This window comes from Neptuniibacter sp. QD29_5, from assembly GCF_047778125.1.
Lineage (GTDB): Bacteria > Pseudomonadota > Gammaproteobacteria > Pseudomonadales > Balneatricaceae > Neptuniibacter.
This window is the reverse complement of sequence record NZ_CP180556.1, coordinates 2,553,808-2,578,332: the sequence shown is the minus strand read 5'-3', so window position 1 is coordinate 2,578,332 and position 24,525 is coordinate 2,553,808. Positions and strand designations below refer to the sequence as shown.

At 43.3% G+C, this 24,525-nt stretch carries 29 protein-coding genes and 1 tRNA gene; 17 read left to right on the top strand and 13 right to left on the bottom strand.

Annotated features, from left to right (window positions below):
* Positions 1-15 precede the first annotated feature (15 nt).
* Together ACMXYR_RS12240 and ACMXYR_RS12235 are read left to right on the top strand one after the other, a co-directional pair.
* Complete coding sequence (locus tag ACMXYR_RS12240; protein WP_415901806.1) at positions 16-996, top strand: glutathione S-transferase family protein; 981 nt, start codon at positions 16-18, stop codon at positions 994-996.
* Positions 993-1,847, top strand: coding sequence for a pirin family protein (locus tag ACMXYR_RS12235; protein ID WP_415901805.1), 855 nt, complete (start codon positions 993-995; stop codon positions 1,845-1,847). The genes ACMXYR_RS12240 and ACMXYR_RS12235 overlap by 4 nt, the downstream gene beginning before the upstream one ends.
* Here the strand turns inward: ACMXYR_RS12235 and ACMXYR_RS12230 are convergent.
* The 3 genes from ACMXYR_RS12230 to ACMXYR_RS12220 are packed head-to-tail and all read right to left on the bottom strand — an operon-like array spanning position 1,844 to position 4,044.
* Positions 1,844-2,605 carry a glycerophosphoryl diester phosphodiesterase gene (locus ACMXYR_RS12230; RefSeq protein ID WP_415901804.1) on the bottom strand — a complete coding sequence of 254 codons (762 nt, stop codon included), beginning with the start codon at positions 2,603-2,605 and terminating at the stop codon, positions 1,844-1,846. The two genes, ACMXYR_RS12235 and ACMXYR_RS12230, sit on opposite strands and share 4 nt — an antisense overlap.
* Positions 2,602-3,219, bottom strand: coding sequence for a glutathione S-transferase family protein (locus tag ACMXYR_RS12225; protein ID WP_415901803.1), 618 nt, complete (start codon positions 3,217-3,219; stop codon positions 2,602-2,604). The genes ACMXYR_RS12230 and ACMXYR_RS12225 overlap by 4 nt, the downstream gene beginning before the upstream one ends.
* Positions 3,220-3,228: 9 nt before the next feature.
* Positions 3,229-4,044: a hypothetical protein gene (locus ACMXYR_RS12220; RefSeq protein WP_415901802.1), complete on the bottom strand. Its 816-nt coding sequence runs from the start codon at positions 4,042-4,044 to the stop codon at positions 3,229-3,231.
* A 232-nt stretch (positions 4,045-4,276) separates the two neighbouring features.
* Between ACMXYR_RS12220 and ACMXYR_RS12215 the strand changes: the two genes are divergently transcribed.
* Positions 4,277-5,032: an EAL domain-containing protein gene (locus tag ACMXYR_RS12215; protein WP_415901801.1), complete on the top strand. Its 756-nt coding sequence runs from the start codon at positions 4,277-4,279 to the stop codon at positions 5,030-5,032.
* A 55-nt stretch (positions 5,033-5,087) separates the two neighbouring features.
* A complete protein-coding gene (locus ACMXYR_RS12210) occupies positions 5,088-5,693 on the top strand; it encodes a DUF924 family protein (protein WP_415901800.1) in 606 nt (201 codons plus the stop codon).
* 44 nt (positions 5,694-5,737) lie between these two features.
* Here the strand turns inward: ACMXYR_RS12210 and ACMXYR_RS12205 are convergent, their stop codons facing one another.
* The gene (locus ACMXYR_RS12205) at positions 5,738-6,622 is read right to left on the bottom strand and encodes a DUF72 domain-containing protein (protein WP_415901799.1); all 885 of its coding nucleotides are present in this window, start codon (positions 6,620-6,622) and stop codon (positions 5,738-5,740) included.
* Between the two features lie 96 nt (positions 6,623-6,718).
* Here ACMXYR_RS12205 and ACMXYR_RS12200 point away from each other — a divergent pair, with 96 nt between their 5' ends.
* From ACMXYR_RS12200 to ACMXYR_RS12175, 6 genes are all read left to right on the top strand, one after another.
* The gene (locus ACMXYR_RS12200) at positions 6,719-7,489 is read left to right on the top strand and encodes a motility protein A (RefSeq protein WP_415885474.1); all 771 of its coding nucleotides are present in this window, start codon (positions 6,719-6,721) and stop codon (positions 7,487-7,489) included.
* Positions 7,490-7,502: 13 nt separating this feature from the next.
* A complete protein-coding gene (locus tag ACMXYR_RS12195; RefSeq protein WP_415901798.1) occupies positions 7,503-8,300 on the top strand; it encodes a flagellar motor protein MotB in 798 nt (265 codons plus the stop codon).
* Positions 8,297-8,683: a PilZ domain-containing protein gene (locus tag ACMXYR_RS12190; protein WP_415901797.1), complete on the top strand. Its 387-nt coding sequence runs from the start codon at positions 8,297-8,299 to the stop codon at positions 8,681-8,683. The genes ACMXYR_RS12195 and ACMXYR_RS12190 overlap by 4 nt, the downstream gene beginning before the upstream one ends.
* Positions 8,684-8,767: 84 nt before the next feature.
* A tRNA-Met gene (locus ACMXYR_RS12185) sits at positions 8,768-8,844 on the top strand.
* 568 nt (positions 8,845-9,412) lie between these two features.
* Entirely contained in the window at positions 9,413-10,003 is a 591-nt protein-coding gene (locus ACMXYR_RS12180) for a glutathione peroxidase (protein ID WP_415901796.1), read from the top strand.
* Positions 10,004-10,005: 2 nt separating this feature from the next.
* Positions 10,006-11,325: an ABC1 kinase family protein gene (locus tag ACMXYR_RS12175; RefSeq protein WP_415901795.1), complete on the top strand. Its 1,320-nt coding sequence runs from the start codon at positions 10,006-10,008 to the stop codon at positions 11,323-11,325.
* Here ACMXYR_RS12175 and ACMXYR_RS12170 read toward each other — a convergent pair.
* Positions 11,305-11,697, bottom strand: coding sequence for a thiol-disulfide oxidoreductase DCC family protein (locus ACMXYR_RS12170; RefSeq protein ID WP_415901794.1), 393 nt, complete (start codon positions 11,695-11,697; stop codon positions 11,305-11,307). The genes ACMXYR_RS12175 and ACMXYR_RS12170 overlap by 21 nt on opposite strands.
* An 82-nt stretch (positions 11,698-11,779) precedes the next feature.
* On the opposite strand from ACMXYR_RS12170, the gene ACMXYR_RS12165 reads away from it, so the two are divergent.
* A complete protein-coding gene (locus tag ACMXYR_RS12165; protein ID WP_415901793.1) occupies positions 11,780-12,526 on the top strand; it encodes an SDR family NAD(P)-dependent oxidoreductase in 747 nt (248 codons plus the stop codon).
* 11 nt (positions 12,527-12,537) lie between these two features.
* Here ACMXYR_RS12165 and folM read toward each other — a convergent pair whose 3' ends face one another.
* From folM to ACMXYR_RS12145, 4 genes are all read right to left on the bottom strand, one after another.
* Complete coding sequence (gene folM, locus ACMXYR_RS12160) at positions 12,538-13,248, bottom strand: dihydromonapterin reductase (protein WP_415901792.1); 711 nt, start codon at positions 13,246-13,248, stop codon at positions 12,538-12,540.
* Positions 13,249-13,265: 17 nt separating this feature from the next.
* Positions 13,266-13,583: a DUF6482 family protein gene (locus ACMXYR_RS12155; RefSeq protein WP_415901791.1), complete on the bottom strand. Its 318-nt coding sequence runs from the start codon at positions 13,581-13,583 to the stop codon at positions 13,266-13,268.
* A 13-nt stretch (positions 13,584-13,596) separates the two neighbouring features.
* The gene (folE, locus tag ACMXYR_RS12150; RefSeq protein WP_415901790.1) at positions 13,597-14,235 is read right to left on the bottom strand and encodes a GTP cyclohydrolase I FolE; all 639 of its coding nucleotides are present in this window, start codon (positions 14,233-14,235) and stop codon (positions 13,597-13,599) included.
* A 177-nt stretch (positions 14,236-14,412) separates the two neighbouring features.
* Positions 14,413-15,462: a Leu/Phe/Val dehydrogenase gene (locus ACMXYR_RS12145; protein WP_415901789.1), complete on the bottom strand. Its 1,050-nt coding sequence runs from the start codon at positions 15,460-15,462 to the stop codon at positions 14,413-14,415.
* Between the two features lie 526 nt (positions 15,463-15,988).
* Between ACMXYR_RS12145 and ACMXYR_RS12140 the strand changes: the two genes are divergently transcribed.
* Entirely contained in the window at positions 15,989-16,408 is a 420-nt protein-coding gene (locus tag ACMXYR_RS12140) for a hypothetical protein (protein WP_415903648.1), read from the top strand.
* Between the two features lie 2 nt (positions 16,409-16,410).
* Here ACMXYR_RS12140 and ACMXYR_RS12135 read toward each other — a convergent pair whose 3' ends face one another.
* Complete coding sequence (locus tag ACMXYR_RS12135) at positions 16,411-16,872, bottom strand: GNAT family N-acetyltransferase (RefSeq protein ID WP_415901788.1); 462 nt, start codon at positions 16,870-16,872, stop codon at positions 16,411-16,413.
* 325 nt (positions 16,873-17,197) lie between these two features.
* Between ACMXYR_RS12135 and ACMXYR_RS12130 the strand changes: the two genes are divergently transcribed.
* Positions 17,198-17,830 carry a TorF family putative porin gene (locus ACMXYR_RS12130; protein WP_415885461.1) on the top strand — a complete coding sequence of 211 codons (633 nt, stop codon included), beginning with the start codon at positions 17,198-17,200 and terminating at the stop codon, positions 17,828-17,830.
* Between the two features lie 132 nt (positions 17,831-17,962).
* On the opposite strand, the gene gatB is transcribed toward ACMXYR_RS12130, so the two are convergent.
* From gatB to gatC, 3 genes are read right to left on the bottom strand one after another with little or no spacing between them, the layout of a single operon-like run.
* Positions 17,963-19,417 (bottom strand): Asp-tRNA(Asn)/Glu-tRNA(Gln) amidotransferase subunit GatB, encoded by a 1,455-nt coding sequence (gene gatB, locus ACMXYR_RS12125; RefSeq protein ID WP_415901787.1) that lies wholly within the window; start codon positions 19,415-19,417, stop codon positions 17,963-17,965.
* Positions 19,418-19,431: 14 nt separating this feature from the next.
* The gene (gatA, locus tag ACMXYR_RS12120; RefSeq protein ID WP_415901786.1) at positions 19,432-20,883 is read right to left on the bottom strand and encodes an Asp-tRNA(Asn)/Glu-tRNA(Gln) amidotransferase subunit GatA; all 1,452 of its coding nucleotides are present in this window, start codon (positions 20,881-20,883) and stop codon (positions 19,432-19,434) included.
* 40 nt (positions 20,884-20,923) lie between these two features.
* Positions 20,924-21,211 (bottom strand): Asp-tRNA(Asn)/Glu-tRNA(Gln) amidotransferase subunit GatC, encoded by a 288-nt coding sequence (gatC, locus tag ACMXYR_RS12115; RefSeq protein ID WP_415882026.1) that lies wholly within the window; start codon positions 21,209-21,211, stop codon positions 20,924-20,926.
* A gap of 223 nt (positions 21,212-21,434) precedes the next feature.
* Here gatC and ACMXYR_RS12110 point away from each other — a divergent pair, with 223 nt between their 5' ends.
* From ACMXYR_RS12110 to ACMXYR_RS12095, 4 genes are all read left to right on the top strand, one after another.
* On the top strand, positions 21,435-22,472 hold the full coding sequence (locus ACMXYR_RS12110) for a rod shape-determining protein (protein WP_415885457.1): 1,038 nt from the start codon (positions 21,435-21,437) through the stop codon (positions 22,470-22,472).
* Between the two features lie 148 nt (positions 22,473-22,620).
* Complete coding sequence (mreC, locus tag ACMXYR_RS12105) at positions 22,621-23,424, top strand: rod shape-determining protein MreC (RefSeq protein WP_415901785.1); 804 nt, start codon at positions 22,621-22,623, stop codon at positions 23,422-23,424.
* Positions 23,421-23,918 carry a rod shape-determining protein MreD gene (gene mreD / locus ACMXYR_RS12100; RefSeq protein ID WP_415901784.1) on the top strand — a complete coding sequence of 166 codons (498 nt, stop codon included), beginning with the start codon at positions 23,421-23,423 and terminating at the stop codon, positions 23,916-23,918. The genes mreC and mreD overlap by 4 nt, the downstream gene beginning before the upstream one ends.
* Positions 23,919-23,932: 14 nt before the next feature.
* Entirely contained in the window at positions 23,933-24,511 is a 579-nt protein-coding gene (locus ACMXYR_RS12095) for a Maf family protein (RefSeq protein WP_415901783.1), read from the top strand.
* The last annotated feature ends 14 nt before the right edge of the window (positions 24,512-24,525 follow it).

Sequence of the window (24,525 nt, the reverse complement as noted above, 5' to 3'; positions counted from 1 at the left end):
TTAAGGAGGTACACAATGGGCTTGTTGATTGATGGCCAGTGGCATGACCAGTGGTATGACACTAAGAGCAATAAAGGTGAATTTGTTCGTAACGAATCACAGTTTCGTAACTGGGTAACTAAAGACGGTAGCGCTGGGCCTAGTGGTAAAGCAGGCTTTAAAGCTGAAGCGGGTCGTTATCATCTTTATGTCTCTCTGGCTTGCCCATGGGCGCATCGCACACTAATTATGCGTGAGTTAAAGGTGCTGACGGATTATATCTCGGTTGATGTCGTACACCCGCTCATGTTTGAACATGGTTGGACGTTTGCAAGTGATTTTGCGGCGAGCACGGGTGATAGTTTATTCGGTCATGATTATTTACATCAGGTGTATACCCAAGCAGAGCCAAACTATAGCGGGCGAGTCACTGTTCCAGTTTTATGGGATAAGCAGACCCATACTATTGTGAATAACGAGTCGTCCGAAATTATTCGTATGCTTAACAGTGCTTTTGATGATATTGGCGCAAAGGTAGGTGATTTTTTCCCTGAAGTCCTTAGCGCTCAGATTGATGAGGTCAATTCCTGGGTCTACGACAAAGTCAATAATGGCGTTTACCGAGCAGGCTTTGCTACCTCGCAAACGGCTTATGATGCTGCCGTAGTTGAGTTATTCACAGCCTTGGATCAGTTGGAAGAGCGTCTATCACAACAGCGCTTTTTAGTTGGGGATCATTTTACTGAAGCTGATCTACGTTTATTCACAACTTTGGTCCGTTTTGATCCTGTGTATGTAACGCACTTTAAATGTGATCTACGTCGAATTGCCGATTATCCAGCGTTATCAGGCTATCTGCGCGAGATTTACCAGATGGCTAATATCGCCGAAACGGTAGATATGGATCACATCAGGCACCACTACTACCGCAGCCATCGTACGATTAATCCGACGGGTGTGATTTCAGTTGGTCCTGCATTTGATTTAACTGCACCACATGGTCGGGAGGCGTTATGAGTAAGTTAGACAATCTACGAAGTATCAAACGCATTATCCCAGCGAAAGACAGTATGGATGGTGCTGGGGTTAAATTGAAGCGCAGCATAGGTAGAAGCGAGGCTACTCGGATTGATCCTTTTCTGATGTTGGATGCGTTTTCATCAGAGAATCCAGATGATTATCTGGCTGGTTTTCCACCTCATCCCCACCGTGGTTTTGAAACTGTGACCTATATGTTGGATGGGCACATGATCCATCGTGATCATATGGGTAATGAAGGAGATCTAAGAGCGGGTGGTGTGCAATGGATGAAAGCTGGCAGAGGGGTGATTCATGAAGAACGGCCTCAGCGTGTAGACGGTTTGATGCGTGGTTTTCAGTTGTGGATAAACCTACCTGCTGCAGAAAAGATGCAACCGGCTGCTTATCAAAATATTGAGCCTGAACAGGTGCCACAATTGATCGGTGAAGGCTATCAATTGAAGATTGTTGCAGGTGAAATAAATTTGGAAGGCCAAGTTTTAAAAGGGCCTGTGCAAAACAGTGCTACTGAACCAATGTATTGTGACCTGCAGCTCGAAGCTGGGCGAGAAATTGAGTTGGCATTGCCAGAGTCGCATAACGCTGCGATCTACCTTTTTGAAGGTGAAGCTCAGGTGGCTGGAGAGCCTGTTGATCCACACCAAGTAGCTGAGCTTTCTGAAGGTAAAGGCGTTGTTATCAAAGCACAAAGTGATAGCCGTATGTTGATCTTGGCAGGTAAGCCTATTGGTGAACCTGTGGTCCAGTATGGTCCTTTTGTGATGAATTCAATGACTGAGATAGAACAAGCGCTGACCGATTACCGCGAAAACCGTCTTGTTAGTTAAAGGGATATAAAGGCTTCGTTTAGATTATTTGAGGGGATACAGGATCGCATTAACGGCGGATTATCGGTGAAAATTCCATCCACACCCCAGTCAAAAAGCATTGCAGCTTGAGTGGGGTCGTTACAGGTATAGCAGTAGAGTTCGTACCCTGCTTGTTTGATCACTTTTACATCACTTGGGGTGATTAGGTTGGCATCACAATGTAGGCTGACCGCTTCTAACATCTCGGCTTTCAGTTGCCAAAGTTCAGGGAGGTGGTCATATAAAAGTCCAATCTGAGCTTGGGGGGCTAGTGCCTTATAAGCGCTCAGCAGGTCAAAGTTGTAACAACTGATAATCAACTTTTCGGGTGTAGGCCAATAGACGCTGATCTGCTCAAAGACTTTTTCTGCAACGAGATTTGGCTCTAAATCGAAAGGTTTTATCTCTAGGTTCAGGCCCAATTGTAGTTCTTGGCAAAGTCTTAGAGCATCCGAAAGGTGGGGCATAGGTTCATCTATCCATTCTGGATGAAACCAACTGCCAGCATCCAATAAAGGAAGGGCATCAAAGCTTAGAGCGCTTAATGGACCTTGCTGATTAGTACAGCGATCTAGATGCTCGTCATGAAATAAAACTGGAGTTGAATCTCCGAGCAGCGTAGTGTCGAGTTCGACCCAAGTAACACCGCATTCAGCGGCCATTTGAATACCCGCTAAGGTATTCTCGGGAGCTAAATGTGCAGCCCCCCTATGGCCAATGATACGGCTGGCGATCATGGAATCTGCATGCCTCTTTGTACGAATTCAATATGGCCCATCCGTTCCATCCAAGCTTTCACAAACGGAAACTTGTCCAGATCTACATGTTGCCACTCATAACGCATAGCCCATGGGTAGATGGCGAAATCTGCAATTGAAAGTTCATCCCCAATCACAAACTGTTTATTCGATAACTGCGTATCGAGAGTTTGCCATAAGCGTTGGGCTTCGTTGTTGTAGCGTTGTTTGGCATAGTCCGAAGCATCAGGTGCAAAGCGATTAAAGTGATGTGCTTGCCCTAAAAATGGACCAAAACCACCCATCTGCCACATTAACCATTGTAGGCATTCTAAGCGTGTTTGTGGGTCTGAAGGGATAAATTCACCGGCTTTTTCAGCTAAGTAAATTAAAATAGCGCCGCTTTCAAACAGTTGGATGGTTTCGCCGTTTGGACCTTCATCATCGATTAGCGCTGGGATTTTGCTATTCGGACTAATCGCTTTGAAAGCAGGTTCAAATTGTTCTTTTTCTAAAATGTTAACTGGATGGACTCGATAGGGAAGGCGCAAGGCTTCCAACATAATGGATATCTTTCGCCCGTTTGGAGTACCCCAAGTGTATAAATCGATCATCGCAGTGCCTTACTGATTGATAAAGTGGTGGTAAATACCGATCAGCTCTTGTTCTGTAAATGTAACAATGACTAACTGCTGACCAGGTTTAATTAAATTGGGGTTCTCACCTAAGATCCCTTTTTGGTAGTTGTAGATATAGGTTTGATCTACTTTAGCTTTTAATACCTGACCTAAAAAGGAGCTACGTTTATCACCTAAAGCTTCATCAGCATCTTTCGGAATATCTACTGAAACTTTCTCTCCTAAACCCGGTAAAGAAAGTCCTTCAGTAAAGGTGCGCATGAGGCCGTGTTGGATGATTCCCCATAAACCTTCATCATCCCCCTCATTAACGGCATGAATAAAGTAGACTTTCTGTGCAGAGTTATCGGGATCATCTAATAACTCCAACAGTTTGATCTGTTGAGTTGAGACTAAGGCTGTATTTGCGACAGTAGCGTTAGTATTTTTTTCGTTCTTGCCTGTTTTTATCACGCTCAGATGACTGCTCACTGCAAAGGTTTCACCTTGCGCTTCTGCGGTCGATCTGTTCCTTTGTGGGCTTTCGGCTTCTTCCAGAATCTCCGCTTGAGTGGACGTTTTTACAGCTGGGAGTTTAAGAAGTTGATCAGCCGTTACAAAATTACTCGCTTGCTCAATTTTAATCGGACTTTCCTGCCCCGAAGTTAAGCGGTCAATATGTTGGCGAGCTTCTTTTTGGGTGGATGATTTAGACGGTGTATCAGCATTTTTTATGGTATTTGGAGCTTGTTCCTTCTGTATAAACAGATATCCAGCTACGCCAATACAAATAATCACTAATACTAAAATGAGACGCTGCATAATTTGATCCTAATTAGCTTTGGGTCTTTCCACTAATGTAGCGGTTCGCTGGTGATAAGAAAACAGAGTATTTCTATTGTCCCATTCCATATACCTGCAAACCTACTAACCCAAGGTACGTTGTCATTGATAGTTATTTAACGTAAGTGAAGCTAGAGAAATTATTAAATATTTGCTATCTTTGCTAATCGAATTAATACTGATTATTGTTTAGATTTCTGGAATATGTGCTTTGCTAAATTGTAGTTTGAATGTTGTCAGCGGTAGTAGTTTAGAGTTATTGGATTTAGTTGAGCAGCAAAGATTTGGTGTGGAATATCAACCCTTAATAGATGCACATACGGGGGATATTCTTGGGTATGAGGCATTAGCGCGCTTTTATCATGCAGATGGTCGAGCAATTCCGCCTTTAGATGTTTTTCAAGTTTTGCACTACAGTCCTCTCATGTTGGCGCAAGTTGAGTTGCAACTTAAGCGTTTACAGATGCGTTATCGTCCAGAGGGTGTGGCGCTATTTTTGAATCTTGATCCACATGCTTTTTCCGTTTGTACTGATGCGGATGGCTCGGGTCAAAATGCGATGGTTAACTTGCTCAAGGGAAATACCGATCTAGTTATTGAATTGATCGAAAATACTGACGTCAATGATGCCAAGATAAGTAATGATGTTTCTGAACTGATGCGAAAACAGGGCATTGCGATTGCCTTAGATGATGTCGGTGCGCCTGGTAGCATGATTGCAATGAACATTCTTAGTGAAGTGGACTACATCAAGCTTGATCGGAGTTGGCTACGTGATGATCTGACTGAGAATATGCAGTTACTAATTAAAAGTGTCATTAGTTTTGCGCGTGTTAGTGGTAAAAAGACTGTATTGGAGGGGGTAGAGTCTGCTGAAGATTTGGCAACGGCAATAAAGTTAGGTATCGACTACGTACAAGGTTTTTTCTATCAGGAACTCTTTATTCAAAAGCGATGTTTTGACTGATTAGCCTCAAAATAGACTACCCTTAAAACTGTAATTTTAACTTATTGATTTTTATATGATTGAAAAGATTGATGAAGTTTTAGGTTTTTGGTTCGGTCAAATAGATGACGGTTTTACAGTCTGTGATCGCTCAGAACTATGGTGGGCAGGCTCTCCTGAAAATGATCGCTTGATCAATGAGCTTTTTGGTCATCAAGTTCGTCAGGCTTTACGTGGTGATTTAGATGCTTGGGCAGAAACACCGCGTGGCCGACTGGCGTTAATTCTGTTGTTAGATCAATTTACCCGCACAATTTATAGAGGTTCTGCTGACGCATTTTCTGGTGATAGTCAGGCTTTACAACTTTGTCTTAGCGGACGAACCCAAGGATATGATAAAGCGTTAGAGGTTGTCGAACGTACCTTTTTCTATATGCCTTTAGAACATGCTGAAAACCTGCAAATGCAAAAGTTGTGTGTTAGTAGTTTTGAGCAGATGTTGTTAGAAGTGGCAGGCGAAAAGAAACTACAAGTAGAAAACTGGTTAGACTTTGCATGCCAGCATTATGAGCAGATAGAGCGGTTTGGTCGATTCCCACATCGGAATGAAGTCTTAGGGCGGAGCTCAACACCAGAAGAGTTGGCTTATTTATTACAGAGCCACAGTCGTTGGGGACAATAAATCTTTGGGTTTAATAAATAGCTGAAGCTAATATAAGACTTGTTTTAAAACAGGGTGTCTTGTTGCCTGTTCTGTTCTTGCCATGGTGTGAACAAACAACAGCCAGGTAACGAGGCATCAAGCTTTTGCACAAAATAAGCCGCTAGTTGAGGCGCCTCAGCATTATCTGGTGTATGGAAAAAGAAATAAGGTGTTTTTCCTTCTTGCATCCAAGTTATCGCTTTACTAACCCATGGGTCAAGGTAAGGGGCTCCCCATTGCCAATCTAAAGGCGTGATAAAGCGAATCATAGGGGAATGCCCTGTTGATATGGCATGTACAGGGAGTTGAGGTTTGTGTTCTTTCGCTTTAAGGCTTACCGCATCCTCTGCAGGGTGGGCAAATAAAGAACGGGTATCGAAACTAATGCGATTACAGTTTTGAGAAACCAGCAGCTGATTGAGTTGTTGCTCGGCATTTCCTTTTTGGAAAAACTCGGGATGGCGAATTTCTACTGCATACTGCCAATCGGCTGGGAGTGATTTTAGGTAGTTTTCAAGATCGTTTAGAGAATCAGGGCCAAATGCAGCAGGTAGTTGTATACAGAGTAAACCTAGTTTCTCTTGCAACGGAGCGAGCCGCTCGAAAAACTGCTGGGTTTCATTTTTGCAGTGGGTGAGTTGTCGTTGATGACTTATTTCTTGTGGAAATTTAAAGCAAAAACGAAATTTATCTGAAGACTCTTTGTACCACTGTTCAACGGTACTTTGTTTGGGTAAACCGTAAAAAGTTGAGTTACCTTCTACACTACTAAAATGGCGCGCATAAGCATTTAACACATGAATATGACTACTGCGCTCTAGGAAGTTATCTTGCCATGCCGCATGCTGCCATTGAGTTAGGCCTATATAACAACGTGGCGAAGCATTTGATAAGTTAGAAGGTATCATCACGTTTTTTGTGGGTATGTAATGTACTTTGATTCAAGAGAGTGTAGATTGTACCCTCAGATCATAAGCAATGCGTAGTTTGAAGAGAGAGATCTAATGGATTTTGCATCACTGTTGGGAATCATTTCGGGCCTAGCGTTAATTATCTCTGCCATCGTCATGGGGGGAAGTGCAGATGTATTTGTGAATGTCCCAGGCATGATGATTGTTGCTGGGGGTACTATCGCTGCTACTTTGCTGACGGTGCAATTTAAAGATGTGCTTAACTCTTTTAAAGGTGCATTTATCGTTTTTACTCAGGATAAAACCAATCCACAGGAGATGATTGATACGATGCTAGAATTAAGTCGTATTAGTCACCGCCATGGTTTGTTAAAGCTGGGTGATGTCGAGAGCTCGTCTCCTGTTTTGAAACGAGCATGTATGCTCTTGGCTGAGGCTGCTTCAGAACAAGTCATTCGAAATACAATTCAAAACGAAATCGATTCGTTAGTATCTCGTCATCATGCTACGCAAGATGTATTTAAAAAAATGGCAGCGTACTCGCCTGCTTTTGGTATGTTGGGAACTCTTATTGGTCTAATCCAAATGCTGAGTGTTTTGGATAATCCTGAAGCAATTGGCCCTTCTATGGCTGTAGCGCTATTAACAACCTTTTACGGCTCTCTATTAGCAACCATGGTCTTCCTTCCAATTGCTGGGAAGCTTAAGTCTAGAACTTTGCTTGAAGTAACTAACTTAGAAATTATACGAGAAGGGTGCATTAGTATCCTGACTAATGATCATTATATGCACGTATATGAACAGCTTTCGTCTTATATTCCTGCTGCTAAGCGAAAAAAAGTAGCGATTGGCAAGAAAAAGTAGTCGGGAGGTCTAAATGAACTCTAAGAAAACACTGGTAGAGGAAGAAGAGGGCGCAAGTTGGATCTACACATTTGCTGATCTAATGACATTGCTCTTGGTGTTTTTTGTTTTGTTGTTTTCTCTATCAAGTGTCGAAGCTGAACGTTTCGAAAAAACAATCAGATCTCTTAATGATGCTTTTCAGGGAGAGGATGGGGCGAACAGTATTATTGACCTGCCTCATAATGCCCCAGTTAAAACTGAGATACCTGAGGAGATTGAAGAATCCCTTCCTGCGACAGACATTGCAGATAAAGAAGCTGAAAAGCCGAACGAGAATGAAGCTGAATCACAAAATGTAGCGATTAATTCGGAGTTGACGAAATTAACTCACGAAATTAATCAGCAATTTCAAATTGCTGCGGCTACCGATGCGGTTGAAGTCGGAACGCCTAAGGATGGCAAGGTGACCATCAAAATTAAAGGGGATGTTCTCTTTCCGTCTGGTTCTGCTGAGTTTAATACGGAGATGATGACGGTTCTGGATTCTGTGGTTCTTACATTAAAGAAAAACCCAGCTCTGAAGCTGAGCATTAATGGTCATACCGATAATATACCTATTGAAACGCCACGATTCCCTTCCAACTGGGATCTGTCTGCCATACGTGCAACCAATGTGCTTCGATATATGGTGCGTGGTGGTTTAGAAGTGGATCGAGTTTCGGCGACGGGTTATGGCGACTCGGTGCCCGTGTCGTCTAATTCTACTTTACAAGGGCGAGCAGAAAACCGCCGTTTAGAATTTGTGCTTGAGAAAAGGGCAGCACAGTGAAGATAGCTATAGAATTAGAACTTTCTGAAGAGGAAAATCGTCGCCAAGCTTTTCGAGCTGCTTCGAGTGGTCAGGTTAAAATGACGATTGGCGATACGACGGTTGAGCTTTTGGATATCTCTGCAACAGGCGTTGCTTTTAAGACCGATCAAAGTTTTTCCGGTTATTTAGAAGATGTAGCAATTCTTTTTAAAACGACTAAAAAATACCGTTTGAAGCCGCGCTTAAAAGTTTCTTTCTGTGGGAAAGGGCGTTGTGGCGCTGAATTTGAAGGTTTGTCAGATAAAGCGCATATGGCTTTATCAGAACTGGTGGTAAGTTTGCAAAAAGAGCTTATTCGTCATGAACGGGCTTTAAGAGAAGCGGCCGAAGATGGTGCTTAAGTTCGGCTTTCTATCTATTTGAAAATAATCTGAAAAAAGGCTTGTGGTTTAGGGTAAGCATCTATAATATACGCGCCACGTTGATGCGGGGTGGAGCAGCTTGGTAGCTCGTCGGGCTCATAACCCGAAGGTCGTTGGTTCAAATCCAGCCCCCGCTACCAAATTCAGATTAGGCCGATTTAGTTAGTTCTAAGTCGGCTTTTTCGTATCTGGGGTATGGTAATTTGAGTGGATCTACTTGGTAGGTCGTCGGGCTCAGCTCTTGTAACCCCAGGCGAAAGTCGTTGGTTCAGCAATGACGAAGTCATTACCATCTAGCACGAAGTGCGCAGCCTGAAAGATGGCGATAGCCAATCATTCCAGCCCCCGCTACCAAATTCAGATTAGGCCGATTTAGTTAGTTCTAAGTCGGCTTTTTCGTATTTGGAGTTTAGTGATTTTGTGGAGGAGCTTAGTAGCTCTTCGGACTAAGCTCTTTTAGCCTTGGGTGGAGGTCGTTGGTTAAACACCTATCTCGCTACCAAATTCAGATTAAGCCTATTTAGTTAATTCTAAATCGTTTTTTTCGTTTCTAAGCACTTCTATATTTGTTCTATCTTGTAGTTTTAATTCTCGCAATCTATTTCGCGGCAGACTACTAGAAATTCAATTTATGTCCTATGCCTCGGTTGCATAATCCGTATGCTTATTTTGTTCGTATGCATTTGGAAAGGAATCCGGAGGAAAGCTATGAATTGGGCTGTATCTTCAATCATCATGTTTCTGTTTTGCTCGCTTCTGTTTATTAGGCCGGCCTCAGCAGAGGTTGTTGAAGCTGAACAAGGGCAGACTTGTCGAGAGCTGCTTAACTACCGCTTTAAACGACTAGGTCAAGATCAATACGAAAACCTATGCGAAGCATATTCTGGAAAGCTCATACTCGTGGTTAATACTGCAAGCAAATGTGCTTTTACGCCACAGTATGATGGTCTTGAAAAACTCTACCGAAAATATAACTCCTCGGGTTTTGTCGTACTTGGTTTTCCGTCTAATGATTTTGCCGGTCAAGAGCCTGGTTCTGAAAAACAGATCCTTAATTTTTGCCGCTTAACCTACAGCGTTGAATTCCCGATGTTTGAAAAAGTGCACGCTATTAAGGGCAAGGCTCATCCTTTTTATCAGCACTTAGCAAGTTTGGCGGATGGGCAGTACCCAGGATGGAATTTCCATAAATACCTTATTTCCCCTGACGGTGAGATGATCGCTAATTTTAAAAGCTTCATTAAACCCTCAGATCCTGTCTTGGTTAACCTTATTGAAGCGAATTTACCTAATGGATGAGTTTGTTAGATCAAAAGGCAAAAGCGGTTCCTACCTCAAGGATATCTCGACTAACTACGTTGGGGGTTTTAGCAAGCAAAGTTGCCGGAAATATGTTGGTGGATGGTGGTAAAGAGCTGATGCAGGGAAAATCGCCAGTAATAAGAGATCTCCTTATCTCCGAGAAAAACTTAAAACAGCTAGCAGATAAGTTGGCCTCTAGGCGTGGTGCTGCTATGAAAGCTGGGCAATTGCTTTCGATGGATGCAGGGAGTTTAGTTCCACCTGATATGGCTTTATTGCTCGAGCGATTAAGAGCTGAAGCGGTCATCATGCCGGCTGTTCAGTTATTAGATGTATTGGAAAAAAATTGGGGGGAAGAGTGGCAGGATCAATTCCAACGGTTTAGTTTTAAGCCAATCGCAGCCGCTTCGATCGGACAGGTACATAAAGGCTTAACGCTCGATCACAGGGAACTTGCGATCAAGATCCAATACCCTGGCGTTCGAGAGAGTATTGATAGTGATCTAGATAATGTTTTTGGGCTATTACGTTTGAGCGGTTTGATTCCCAAGGGCGTAGATCTAACCCCACTGGTTGGTGAAGCTCGAAGGCAACTAAAACTTGAAGCGGATTACCGCCATGAAGGCCTGCAACTAAGAAATTACGCTGCGAACATGGCTGCTTTCCCTCGGCGCGAAGAGTTGATGTTCCCTGAATATCATGATGATCTTTCGACCGATGAAATCCTTTGCATGAGTTACATGCAGGGACAGTCTATAGAGAAATTAGCTTACGTCTCTCAAGAAGAGCGGAATCGGGTAATGTCTTTGATGATGGAGCTATTTTTTGCTGAATTTCTAGAATATCGATGTGTGCAAACAGATCCTAATTTGGCGAATTTTCTCTATAACCTAGAGAGCAAGCAGTTAGTGCTATTGGACTTTGGGGCGACGCGTGAGTTTGATCCTTCTTTTGTTGATAACTATCAAAATGCATTGCACGCAGCTACTTTCGAAGATCGCATAGCGTTGGCCTCAGCATTAGATAAGCTGGGCTTTTTAGCTCAGGGTAAGGAAGTAAAAAATCTCGATGTCGTTTTAGATATCTTTGTTCTTGCGACTGAGCCTTTGAGGTTTAAAGGAAACTATGATTTTTCTGGTTCTCAATTGGCGGAGAAGATCAGAGATAAAGGCCTATCGATGAGCAGTGACCCTGATGCATGGCATTCACCACCCCCGGATATACTTTTTCTTCATCGAAAACTGGCGGGATTGTATCTCATGGCGTCACGCTTTAATGCTTCAATCGATATGAATGGATTAGTTTCTCGATATTGGTGAACAATGATCATTGCAGCGTTTTTTGAAACGCCATGCCGCGAATCGTGTGTAGATGAACTCTAATAATAGGTCTAATTTTAGGGCTCTTAATAAACTAGCAATTCTTTTATAACGCGTCAGGTTTTCCCAAATTAAGAAAAAGCTTGCGACACCTGTGATGGTTTCTCCATCACTATTAATACAATGAAGCCTCTCCATCGCTGCGTTTAGTTCTATGTTGTGATCAGATAAACGCTCTGGATTCAGATGGATATCAACCCATTCAATAGAATTATCCGTATCTACTCGTTGGTAATGATGAATCTCTTTTTTACAAAGAGGGCACCCACCATCGAAAAATACGATCGGTTTAGCTTTAAGTTCTTGCAACATAATGGTTGTTCATAACAGGTTTATTTATCTGTTACGGCAGAATCCTTTGATCGGTTCAGATGTTTTCGCCGTATTAGTTTATATGAACAGTGTAAAAAACAGACAAAAAAATGTAGTGCTAATCGGTGCTACTGGTGGGATCGGATCAGCACTGATTAAGCACCTTATTCAAGATCCTGATGTTGGGCATATTTTTGCTTTTTCACGCTTGCCAGCAGAGAAGCCAATAGAGCGATGCAACGATAAGGTAACTTATGGTTATCTCGATCTGTATTCGGAAAAGAGCATTTCTCAATTAGGCGTGCTTCTAGATAATGTAGAACTTGATTTGGTATTGGTTTGTTCCGGGCTGCTTCGTGATGAGCAAACTCAGCCTGAAAAGCGCCTTAGCCAGATTAATATGGAAAACTTCCAAAAGCTTTTCCATATTAATGCTACAGCGCCTATGTTGATCGCTCAGCAGCTTGTTCCTTTACTTAGCAAAAAGCGCAAAGTTGTATTTGCTGTTATCTCTGCACGAGTGGGAAGTATAAGTGATAACCGCTTGGGTGGTTGGTATGGCTATAGAGCCAGTAAAAGTGCTCTGAATATGCTGCTTAAAACCTTATCGATAGAGACACAAAGAAAAACTCCAGAATCAATTATTGTAGGCCTGCATCCAGGAACGGTGAACACCTCTCTTTCAAAACCATTTCAAACTAAGGTACCCGAAGGGAAATTATTTACGCCTGAACAATCAGCTGCTTATCTGTTGGGCGTTGTAGACCGTTTGGTTCCAGAACAAAGCGGGAAGGTATTTGCTTGGGATGGCGCAGAGATACTCCCCTGATGAATAAATATCTAACGGATATGTCTGCCACCGTCTAAAGACAATGTCCTGCCCGTCATATATTTGCTATCCAGTAGGTAATCTACCGCTTTAATTATCTCTTCAGTACCTGGCGCAATTTTTAAAAGGGATTTGTTTAAAGCTTTAGCTTTATAAGCGCTGTCGTCTTCAGGGTTAAACATGATCAAAGAGGGGGCAATAGCATTTACTTTGACCTTTGGCGCGAGTAACGATGAAAAGGATAAGGTCATATTGCTTAGTGCTGCTTTGCTGGCAGCATAAGCGATATGTTTGTCGCTACCTTTATCCACAACATAGTCAGTAATATTAATGATGTCGGTAGTTGATTCGCAATTTTCCAACAGGGTTTTTAGTGCCAAATTGAGTTGGTAAGGAACGCCGGCATGGACCATCATCATTTTATTGAAGATGTCTTCGGGAGAATGTTTGCTGGTTTCAGGCAGCCAATCAGATGCGTTATGAATAATACCTCTGAGGCTAGTGTAGTTACTTTTTACATGGTCGATAAGATGGTTAAGGTCTTCTTGTTTATAAAAGTCACACTTAATCAGGTCGGCATCAGAGATCTCTTCTAAATTATCGTAGTAGGTTCGATATGTTCCAATAACAGGGATGCCGTGCTGTATAAAATGCTTGCTTAATGCAAAGCCGATACGTTTACCCACTCCGGTGATTAGTATTGGTTTTGATATGTTTACCATCTTTTTCGATATCCGTGTTAATGACGCGTATCTTTAATTTGTTTCCAAGCTTGAGAAGTTTCAAAGCTATCTGGGAAAACGCTTGGGGGTTGTCCAACCATTTCGTCATAAGCGCTATTAGGTCTTCGAAGAGCATAATGTTCTACATTCATAAACTGAAAAATCTCTTGTATCTCAAGCAAACTGCGGCTTTTAAAAGGGGAATCTCCTTGATATAAGAGCCTTTCTTGTCCCTCAGTTTGAATGGTTACTTGATATAGCATCCAATCAAGTGAGTGAATGATTACTTTATCTATCGGCTCAAGGTCGTGTATATCTTCTACCTGCAGTTTCATCGCTAGCTCCAGATTAAGTGAGAAACTCTGCTCGTGTACGTTCGTTAGTCTTAAATATTCCGCCGAGTGCAGTGGTTTCGGTTGCTGAATTGACATCCATGATGCCGCGAGATTTGACGCAATAATGTGTAGCAGAGATCGAAACAGCTACATTGTCTGTTTCCAATAAAGTCTGGAGTGCAATTAGGATTTGTTTCGTTAGACGTTCTTGAACTTGAGGTCGTTGGCTGAAAAACCTAACCAATCGATTGATTTTAGATAAACCAATAATCTTTTTGTTGGGGATATAAGCGACTTTTGCTGTGCCATCTATAGTCACGAAATGGTGTTCGCAAGAACTTACGAGATTGATGTCGCGAACTTTGACCATCTCGTCTACATCCATCTTGTTTTCGATCATTGCTATTGATGGAAAATTCTCATAATCCAAACCTGAGAAAATCTCATAAACATACATCTTAGCTACGCGATGTGGGGTTTCTCGTAAACTATCGTCTTCTAGGTTTAAGCCTAAGGTACTTACAACTTCAGTCATAAGCCCTTTAATTCGCTCGTATTTTTCGTCTTGGGTCAGAGGGGATTCAATCGTGGGTGTCTCTAATCCTTTTTCGATGAGTTGGTCTCGAACGGCAGCTGCCTCTGCTGAAATCATAATGTCACCCCTAACTGTGTTTATCCTTTTTACGAGGAGGTAATTGATCTAGATCAATAAAATTGTAGCGTCTAATAACGGGTGGGGGGAATTACTTATCAATCTGACTAGGGGGGGACTAGAAATAAAAAGCTGACATCTTAGTCAGCTTTTTTATTTAGTTTATACAGTTTTGACTTAACCTAGGCGTTCAAGTGCAAGTTCATCCGCAATTTCACCAGTAGGCCGATTTTCTTGTACCGAGCGATTGAATATCTCGTTTAATGTATCTCCAATAGCTTCAATATGGGCTTTGGCTTTGGCAGCATCATATCCGCTACGCTCGTAGGATATATCAATGATACCGCCAGCATTGATGGCGTAATCAGGCGCATAGAGAATACCGCGTTCATGTAATTCACGATCGTGCTGAGGGCGTGATAATTGGTTATTAGCTGCACCCGCAATGACTTTGGCTTTGATAAGCGGGATGGTTTTATCATTCAAACTGGCACCTAATGCGCAAGGTGCGATTACATCAACGTCTTGTAACAGAATTTGATCTAGAGGTACTGCCTTCGCTCCTAGCTCGTTCACTGTCTTTTCTACTTGCTCTGGATTGATATCACTGACAAATAGCTCGGCGCCTTCTTTATGGAGGTATTCAGCTAGGCGGTACCCCACGTTCCCAACACCTTGTATCGCGACTTTAAGTCCTTTGAGATTAGTGATGTTTAGTCGATGCTTTACTGCTGTTTTTAAACCTATAAATGTTCCGTATGCCGTTGCCGGTGATGGATCGCCGTTAGAGGGTTGGCCATCGATACCTGGATGTTCTGTCACCCCTGCAACATTATCCGTATTTTGTCCCATGATTCTTAGATCAGGTACGGATGTCCCCGAATCTTCAGCAGCAATATATTGGTTCCCCGTCCGTTCTAAAAAACGTCCCATTGCTGCTAGGAGCTCTTCGGCTTTGTGCTTGCGAGGATCGCCAATGATAACTGACTTCCCGCCACCTAAAGCTAGGTTGGCCAAAGCTGATTTGTAAGTCATGCCCTTGGATAAACGCAGTACATCGGTTAGTGCTTCTTCGTCGTTAGCGTAATTCCACATTCGACACCCGCCTAAAGCAGGACCTCGTTGGGTGCTATGAATTGCGATTATTGCTTTTAGGCCTGTTTCTGGGTCATTACAAAAGACGATCTGTTGATGTTGATCGAATTCCGAGTGGTTAAAAATAGTCATTACAATTCCTGAAACATCTCTATCGGCATAGGGAAGTCTGCGACAGAGTATTGGATCTTACTGAAATAAAAGGAATTAAAGCCGTTTGCTTAGAATTCAGAACTTCCATTATGAAGTCAGTGACAATCTGTTATGGCTTTAGAATTTAGCAATCAAACTAGCAAAGGTTTTTGTTTTGGCTGACTAGAAGAAAAGGGGATATAGATGTGTGAGAGAAAACAGTCATAAAATTTTACCTCTTGGTTGGATCGCAACCAGATGATTAGTAACACAGAGTGTGAAAAGTACCGGCCCTTTTGAGGTGGCAGCAGTGCGAAATATTACCAGTGATTTTAGGGCAATAACACTGTGGCGGTTGCTTCTGTATGTAGAAAATAAGCGAAATCATTATCACTGGTTATACTTATAACGGCATTAACCTAACCATGGGGGGCTTTAAACAGATGGACGTTAACGCGATTGTTTATATCGGTGGGGATTTGGATAGTGAAGGGCGCTCTGCAGCTATGATCTTGGTTTACGCTGTATTGAGTATGTATTAGAGCAGCTGCCCCAAGAAATCACCTCTGTTACGCTTTTGGCCAATAGTAACCAGCCGAAAATCGAAGAATTGTCCTTACCGGTTATTTATATAGATTTTTCCCCTAAAGGGTTTTTGTCAGACCTTCATAAGGTTCTATCGGAAGAGCCTGAAAGGCGTTTTTTAGTACTGTCTGGGGCTGAAGATCGATTTACAAAAGCACATTATTCACAATTACTGGATCACTCAGCAAGATTGCCTCACATGACAGTAATAGCTGCTCATCAAGGGGAAGTATTACCTTTTCCCATGATTCTTCCAGCTGGTATGTCTAATCAAATTGCTGATTATCTTTCTGAAGCAGAAGGAACGGTGGCGGATTGGCTAGAGCAAAGTGTGTATATTGAATGTGAACTCGCAGATTAACCTCAATTGCTGTAAACCATCAACTGAATATCCTGTCCTTTAGAATTGTAGGCTTTATGTTTATTTAGCAGATAGGGAGGTGCTGAATCAGCCGCAGTTTTAAAACCATGTTTTTGGTAGAAGGGAACTGCATCCTCATAGGCAAAGCAAAAAAGATCAACATCTAGGTTTATCTGTTTTGTACAAATCTCTTTCAACAAATAGCTGCCTAGTCCTAGGCTTCTTTGTTGCTTATCTACCCATAATCCTCTTAGGAGTACTGTCTTGCGTTGCTCTGAGGAATGGTGCTCTGTGATAGTTGAGAGCCTTGCCGCAGCTATTATTTCCTTATCTCTTGTTAGCCAGATACAACGATCATCTGATTGGATGCGTCCTTTATGGCCATTCCGTTTATAGAAACGCCCTAGGTTTGGTGATTGAAGTTCTTTGCCTATAGCAAAATGTATATTGATATTAGAAGCCATAGTTACCTAATACTTATTTTAAGTGCCTTTCTTATCTTAGTTTTCAATTACTGAAATACATTGTGCTAGAGATATTGTTTCTGAATGAAGTGATCCTCCGTAGTCAGCATTTGATTATATAGAAAATCACTATTTCTGAATTGTGCTTGTATTTGGTGCATGCGCACAAAAGTAGGGTTCATATTTGGTGCAAGGATTAATCATTGGTAGATGGGAAATAGAGATAATTTGTTTAATTTGTTGTTTTTTATGTTTTTTTTTAAGTTGGCACGCGCTGTGCTTTATGTGTAGTAATTATGAAATATTATATTGAGGGGACAACATCATGGTTAAATCTACCACTAAATCTTTGATTGCTGCGGGTCTATTATCTGCTTCTGTTATGGCTGAAGCAGGTCTGTCTGCGAATATTGGCGCGATGAGCGAATATTACTTCCGTGGTGTGGATTACTCTGATGGCCCAACTATGATGGGCGGTATCGACTACGAAGCAGATAATGGCCTATATGCTGGTATCTGGGCTGTGGGTGAAACTAATTTGGCTGACGAAGATATTGAGTACGATATCTACGGTGGTTATGCTGGTGAAGCTGGGGATTTCGCTTATAGCATTGGCTACACAGGTTATTTCTACACTGAAGCTGAAACTGATTACCATGAGCTTAACCTAAATGTAGGTTATAGCTTTTTGAACCTTGAAGTAACACTAGGTACAGAAGATCAGCCTTCTGGTACAGCTGAAGCAGACTATTCATTTGTTGCACTAACAGGTGAATATGAAGGTGCTTACCTGACTTACGGTTCCTTTGGTAAGGATTACGAAGGTGATTACGTAGAGCTAGGTTACGGCCTAACTTACGAAGGTCTAGATATGAACGTTGCTTACATCAACCCAGACGATGATCTAGGCGGTTCCAATACTGTTGCTTTCTCAATCAGCAAAACGTTCGACTTCTAATTTGAACGCCTCTGATTGATGTATACATGCTAGGAATTTTTGCCCATCTTCGGATGGGCTTTTTTTTAGTCAAAATACAAATAAAAATGCCGTGCTAAGCACGGCATTTTTTGTATTGACTAGGTTGTTTGCTTAAGAGCAAAGTGCATCTAGTTTTTGCTTTAGCACTCCTTGAACTTGGCCTGGGTTGGCTTTACCTTGAGAGGCTTTCATCACCTGACCCATAAAGAAGCCAATCATCTTACCGCGTTTCTCTGGCTCAGCATTTACATACTGCTCTACCTGAGGTCCGCTGCTAGCAATCACATCATCAACGATCTTCTCGATGGCGCCGCTGTCTGTTACTTGCTTAAGGCCTTTTGCTTCGATGACTTCATCTGCGCTACCACCTTCGTTCCACATTACTTCAAACACTTGCTTGGCAATTTTTCCAGAGATCGTGTTGTCTTTAATGCGAGCAAGTAGGCCGCCAAGTTGCTTAGCAGATACAGGACTATCAGCGATGACCGTGTCGTTCTGGTTAAGCATTTTGGATAGCTCACCCATGACCCAGTTAGCTGCAAGTTTTGCATCATTAGCTGCTTTGGCAACAGTTTCGAAGTACTCAGCCATAGTGCGGTCGCCAGAAAGCACCATCGCATCATAATCACTCAGTTTATACTCTTCGATAAAGCGAGCTTTACGCGCATCCGGAAGTTCAGGTAGAGAATCACGTACCGCTTCGATGTAGCTGTCATCGATCTCGATAGGCAGTAGATCAGGGCAAGGGAAGTAACGGTAGTCGTTGGCTTCCTCTTTTGAGCGCATTTCGCGGGTCTCGTTTTTCTCTGCATCGTACAGGCGTGTTGCCTGAACTACTCGGCCGCCATCTTCCAGAAGGTCGATTTGGCGTTCGATCTCACCTGTGATCGCTTTTTCGATAAAGCGGAAAGAGTTGATGTTTTTAGTCTCGGTACGCGTACCAAATTCTTCTTCACCTTTGATGCGAACTGATACGTTACAGTCACAACGGAAAGAGCCTTCTGCCATGTTGCCATCGCAGATACCTAGGCTGGTCACAATCGAGTGAATCTTGCGTACATAGGCGACGGCTTCTTCTGCGCTGCGCATATCTGGTTCAGATACAATCTCTAGCAGAGGAGTACCAGCACGGTTCAAATCGATGGCTGTCATACCGGGGAATTCATCGTGAATCGATTTGCCCGCATCTTCTTCTAGGTGGGCACGTGTTACGCCAATACGTTTTTCGGTACCGTCTTCTAGGGTGATATCAATGTGGCCCACGCCTACGATAGGGTGGAACAACTGACTGGTTTGATAGCCTTTTGGTAGATCGGGATAGAAGTAGTTTTTACGGTCAAAAACAGATCTACGGCCGATCTCAGCATCTACAGCTAGACCGAATTTTACGGCCATGCGCAGTGCTTCTTCGTTAAATACTGGCAGTGTACCTGGTAGTGCTAGGTCTACCGCACACGCTTGTGTATTGGGTTCGGCACCAAACGCTGTGCTGGCACCGGAAAAGATTTTGGAGTTTGTCGCTAGCTGGGCGTGAATCTCAAGCCCGATTACCGCTTCCCATTCCATAATGAATAAACCTCTTAGATGCCTTGTGGTGTCTGTTTATGCCAATCAGTCGCTAACTGGAACTGATGTGCAACATTTAGCAGTTTCTGTTCAGCGAAATAGTCGCCAATGATCTGAAGACCTGTTGGTAGACCATTAACACTGCCGCAAGGAACAGACATGCCAGGAAGGCCTGCAAGGTTTAGGGAGATAGTGAAAATATCTTCCATATACATTGCTACTGGATCAGACGTTTTTTCACCCAGTTTAAAGGCGGGGTGAGGTGTTGTTGGGCCCATGATGACATCAACTTCGGTAAGCACCTTAGCGAAGTCGTCACGGATCAAACGGCGGATCTGCTGAGCTTTGTTGTAGTAGGCATCGTAAAAGCCTTCGGACAGAGCATAAGCACCCACCATAATACGGCGCTTAACTTCTGGCCCGAAGCCTTCACCACGGCTGCGTTTGTATAGATCTTCTAGATCAACTGGATCTTCACAGCGATAGCCGTAACGTACACCATCAAAACGAGATAGGTTAGAAGACGCTTCTGCAGGCGCAATAATGTAGTAAGCAGGAATAGAGAGCGCTGTATTTGGCAGGCTAACTTCTTTAACGGTAGCACCTAGTTTTTCAAACTCTTTGATCGCTGCTTGCGTGTGTGCAGCAATATCAGAATCCATATCATCCATGAAAAACTCTTTTGGTAGGCCGATGCGTAGGCCATCTAGAGGTTTTTCAAGGTCGGTTGTGTAATCAGAGACTTCACGATCTACAGAAGTGGAATCGTGCTTATCGAAACCAGCCATTACGTTTAGCATCATCGCCGCATCTTCAGCGGTTTTAGTCATTGGGCCACCCTGATCTAGGGAGGACGCAAATGCGATCATACCGAAACGAGAAACACGGCCATAAGTTGGTTTAAGGCCGGTAATACCACAAAGCGCTGCCGGCTGACGGATTGAGCCACCTGTATCTGTACCTGTTGCCGCAGGAGCTAGTTGCGCTGATACTGCTGCTGCAGAACCGCCAGATGAGCCACCTGGTACACAGTCAGTGTTCCAAGGATTTTTAGCTGCACCGTAGAAGCTGCTCTCGTTGGAAGAGCCCATAGCAAATTCATCCATGTTGGTTTTACCCAACATTACTGCACCAGCCTGATTGAATTTGTTAATAACGGTCGCGTTGTAAGGCGCAATAAAGTTATCAAGCATCTTTGATGCGCAACTTGTGCGAACGCCTTGTGTACAGAAGATATCTTTGTGCGCAATCGGTAGGCCGGTAAATGCACCTGCGGTGCCTGCGGCAATGGCTTCGTCTGCTGCTTTAGCTTGAGCTAAAGCTTGCTCTTCAGTCACTGTAATGTAGCTGTTGTATTTACCGTCTTCAGCCTTGATGCGTTCTAGGTAGGCTTGGGTTAATTCAACACTACTAAAATCACCCGTCTTCAGCCCTTGAGCTAATTCGGCAAGTGTTTTTTCAAACATGGAATACTTATCCTTAATTAATATTCTGGCTGAATGGGTATCACTCAATAACTTTAGGTACTAAGAACAAACCGTTTTCTACAGCGGGTGCTACAGACTGTAGCTGCTCTCGGTTGTTTTCTTCAGTCACGTCATCGCTGCGTAAGCGTTGTACAGCATCCAGAGGGTGTGCCATTGGAGATACATCAGTGGTATCAACGGCCTGCATCTGATCAACCAGATCCAGAATATTTGTCAGATTTTGCGCGTATTCAGGAGTGTCCTGTTCTTCAATTTGAAGGCGCGCCAGATGGGCGATTTTGTCCACATCAGAGCGATCCAGAGACATAATTTACTCTCGCTAATAGGGGTGGCTTTATGAGAATGCATAAAGGGAAAAAACTTAAAGATGTACGTTACCATATCGTCAAAGCTTCATGAAGATAATTTACCTAGTGTTTTTAAGTAGTTTTACTGATTTTCACCTTGCTCAAAGCGCCTACCGTTGTTAGAGTTACGTGTTTTCAGGATATAGCGGCTATACCTGCAGAATTTCTTAGGACTCCCTGTACATGCTCAAGAAAATTCGTGGTCTTTTTTCCAGCGATCTGTCCATTGACCTGGGCACTGCAAATACACTGATTTATGTCCGCGATAAGGATATTGTTCTTGATGAACCGTCTGTTGTCGCGATTCGCCAGACTGGTAATCAAAAATCTGTCGCTGCAGTAGGTGCTGACGCAAAACGCATGCTGGGTCGTACGCCCGGTTCCATAACAGCGATTCGTCCAATGAAAGATGGCGTTATTGCCGACTTTCATGTGACAGAAAAAATGCTGCAGTACTTCATCAGTAAAGTTCATGACACTAATTTCCTAACGCCAAGCCCACGCGTTTTGGTGTGTGTGCCTTGCAAATCTACCCAAGTAGAACGTCGTGCGATCAAAGAATCGGCGATGGGGGCAGGAGCACGTGAAGTTTATCTAATAGATGAGCCTATGGCGGCCGCGATCGGTGCAGGCTTGCCTGTCGATGAAGCAAGCGGATCTATGGTTGTTGATATCGGTGGTGGTACGACCGAAATTGCTGTTATCTCATTGAATGGTATCGTTTACGCAGATTCTGTTCGTATTGGCGGTGACCGTTTTGATGAATACATCGTTACTTATGTGCGTCGTAATTACGGGAGCTTGATTGGTGACTCTACTGCTGAACGTATCAAGCAAGAGATTGGTACCGCTTACCCATCTTCCGAAATGCACGAAATTGATGTGCGTGGTCGTAACCTAGCTGAAGGTATTCCACGTAGTTTTACACTGAACAGCAATGAAATCCTAGAAGCGCTACAAGAGCCGCTTTCTGCGATCGTTCAAGCGGTTAAAAGTGCACTCGAGCAATGTCCGCCAGAATTGGCTTCAGATATTGCTGAGCGTGGTATAGTTCTGACAGGTGGTGGCGCGCTATTACGTAATATTGATCGTTTGATTAGCGAAGAAACAGGTTTGCCTGTAATCGTTGCTGAAGACCCACTTACATGCGTAGCGCGTGGTGGTGGTCGTGCTCTGGAGCTATTGGATAAGCATGGCTTCGAGCTAGTTAGCCATGATTAACCCATGCGTGATATTGATTCCAGTCTAATCTTTGATGTTCACCTCCGACATATCCATATATGTCAGGGGGTGAGTTATTAAGACCATATTTCTCGGCCGCTCTTCTGGCCGTTTTTTCTTTTTTCTGGTCATTTTTGCCTTTGCTTTGATGGCTGCTGACCTCTATTCAGCTAAAGTCAGAGAAGGTCGCGCCTATCTATCCCTACTTCTAACACCGTTGCAGTGGATTGTTGATATTCCAAGCCGTGTTGCGGGTGAGGTTTCAGATGTTGTGGTGGATCGTAGTCTTCTTATAAAAGAGAATGCAAAGCTCAAATCTGAGGCGTTACAGCTGGAGCGTAAAGTCCAGCAAAATGCCGCGCTTCGTCAAGAAAACAATCGCTTGCGAGCATTGCTTCGTGGTAGTAAAAGGGTTGATGAAGAGGTTGAGCTCGTTGAGCTTATAGGTGTGAACCCTGATCCTTTCCAGCACCAAGTTATTATTAATCATGGTAGTGAAAACGCGGTTACGATTGGGCAGCCGATCTTGGATGCTGGTGGTGTGATGGGACAAGTGACAGAAATTTCCCATTATACCAGCCGCGTCATGTTGATTACTGATGCCCGCCATGCCTTGCCTATAGAGATTAACCGCAATGGTTTCCGTTCTATAGCGCTTGGCAAGGGGCAGTTAGACGAGCTAGAGCTCAATCATGTACCGGATACGGCAGATATTGAAAAGGGCGACTTGGTTATTACTTCAGGTTTGGCTCAGCGATTCCCGCGTGGCTACCCTGTTGCGATTGTATCTGAAGTGATTCGAGATCCTGGTCAGCAGTTTACCAAAGTGACCATTAAGCCGACGGCGTTGTTGGATAAATCTCGTCATCTGTTGTTAGTGAAAATGCCTGAACCTCAAGTTGAGCCTGATGAAGCTCAATACCAATCCCAGCCACAAGAGGTGAGTGAGTGACGCCTGGGTCGACTGCTGCTTCAGGTGGTGGACTTATTATCCTTGCCACTTTTCTGATCGGCCTAATGCTGAGCCAGATGCCTCTGCCTTACTACCTTGAATGGGCGCGTCCTGAATGGATAGCGATGATCCTCATCTATTGGGTCATGGCGTTACCTCATCGCGTTGGCATGGGCATGGCCTTTTTCTTAGGTTTGTTTTTAGATGTTATTAAAGGCAGTGTGTTAGGTCTAAATGCACTATCACTGACGATAATTGCCTTTTTAACATTACTTTTACATCAAAGACTTAGAATGTTCCCCGTCGTGCAACAGGCTATGATGGTGATGGTGCTGGTGGGAATCAATCAGTTACTATTTCATTGGATGCAGGCGTTCACAGGTTATACTGGTGAGAGCTTGATATTCCTTCTGCCTTGCCTAATCAGTGGGCTGCTATGGCCTTGGTTGTTTGTTTTTTTACGCGGTATTCGCCGCTTATTCCGAATACGCTAAAGGAAGGCCTTTAAATGGAATTGATTCTTGCCTCAGCTTCCCCAAGACGAAAAGCATTACTCGATCAGATTGGAGTGCAATGTTCTGTAAAGCCAGTTGATATCTGTGAAGATGTTAGAGATGCTGAGCGAGCAATGGATTATGTTGAGCGATTAGCGATTGAAAAAGCGCAAGCTTGCTTTGCTTTAACTGATGGATCTAAAGCAGTGCTAGGTTCTGATACTACGGTTGTGCTAGACGGCAGAATTATGGGAAAGCCTGCGGATCAAAATGAAGCAATAGGAACGCTTCAAAGGCTTTCAGGTAATACTCATCAAGTACTCACGGCAGTTGCGGTAGTGACTGCGGAACAAACGCGATCTGTTGTAGTCACAACTAACGTCCGTTTTCGGCCAATTTCGTTGGCTGAGTGTGAAGCGTATTGGCGATCAGGTGAGCCGCAAGATAAAGCTGGATCTTATGGTATCCAAGGATTTGGCGCTGTATTTGTTGAAGAAATTAAGGGCAGCTATTCTGCAGTAGTGGGTTTACCTCTGACAGAAACGGCTGAAATGTTGGTGCAGGCAGGTATTCGCATCTGGCATTCGAAATAGTATTAAGGATAGGT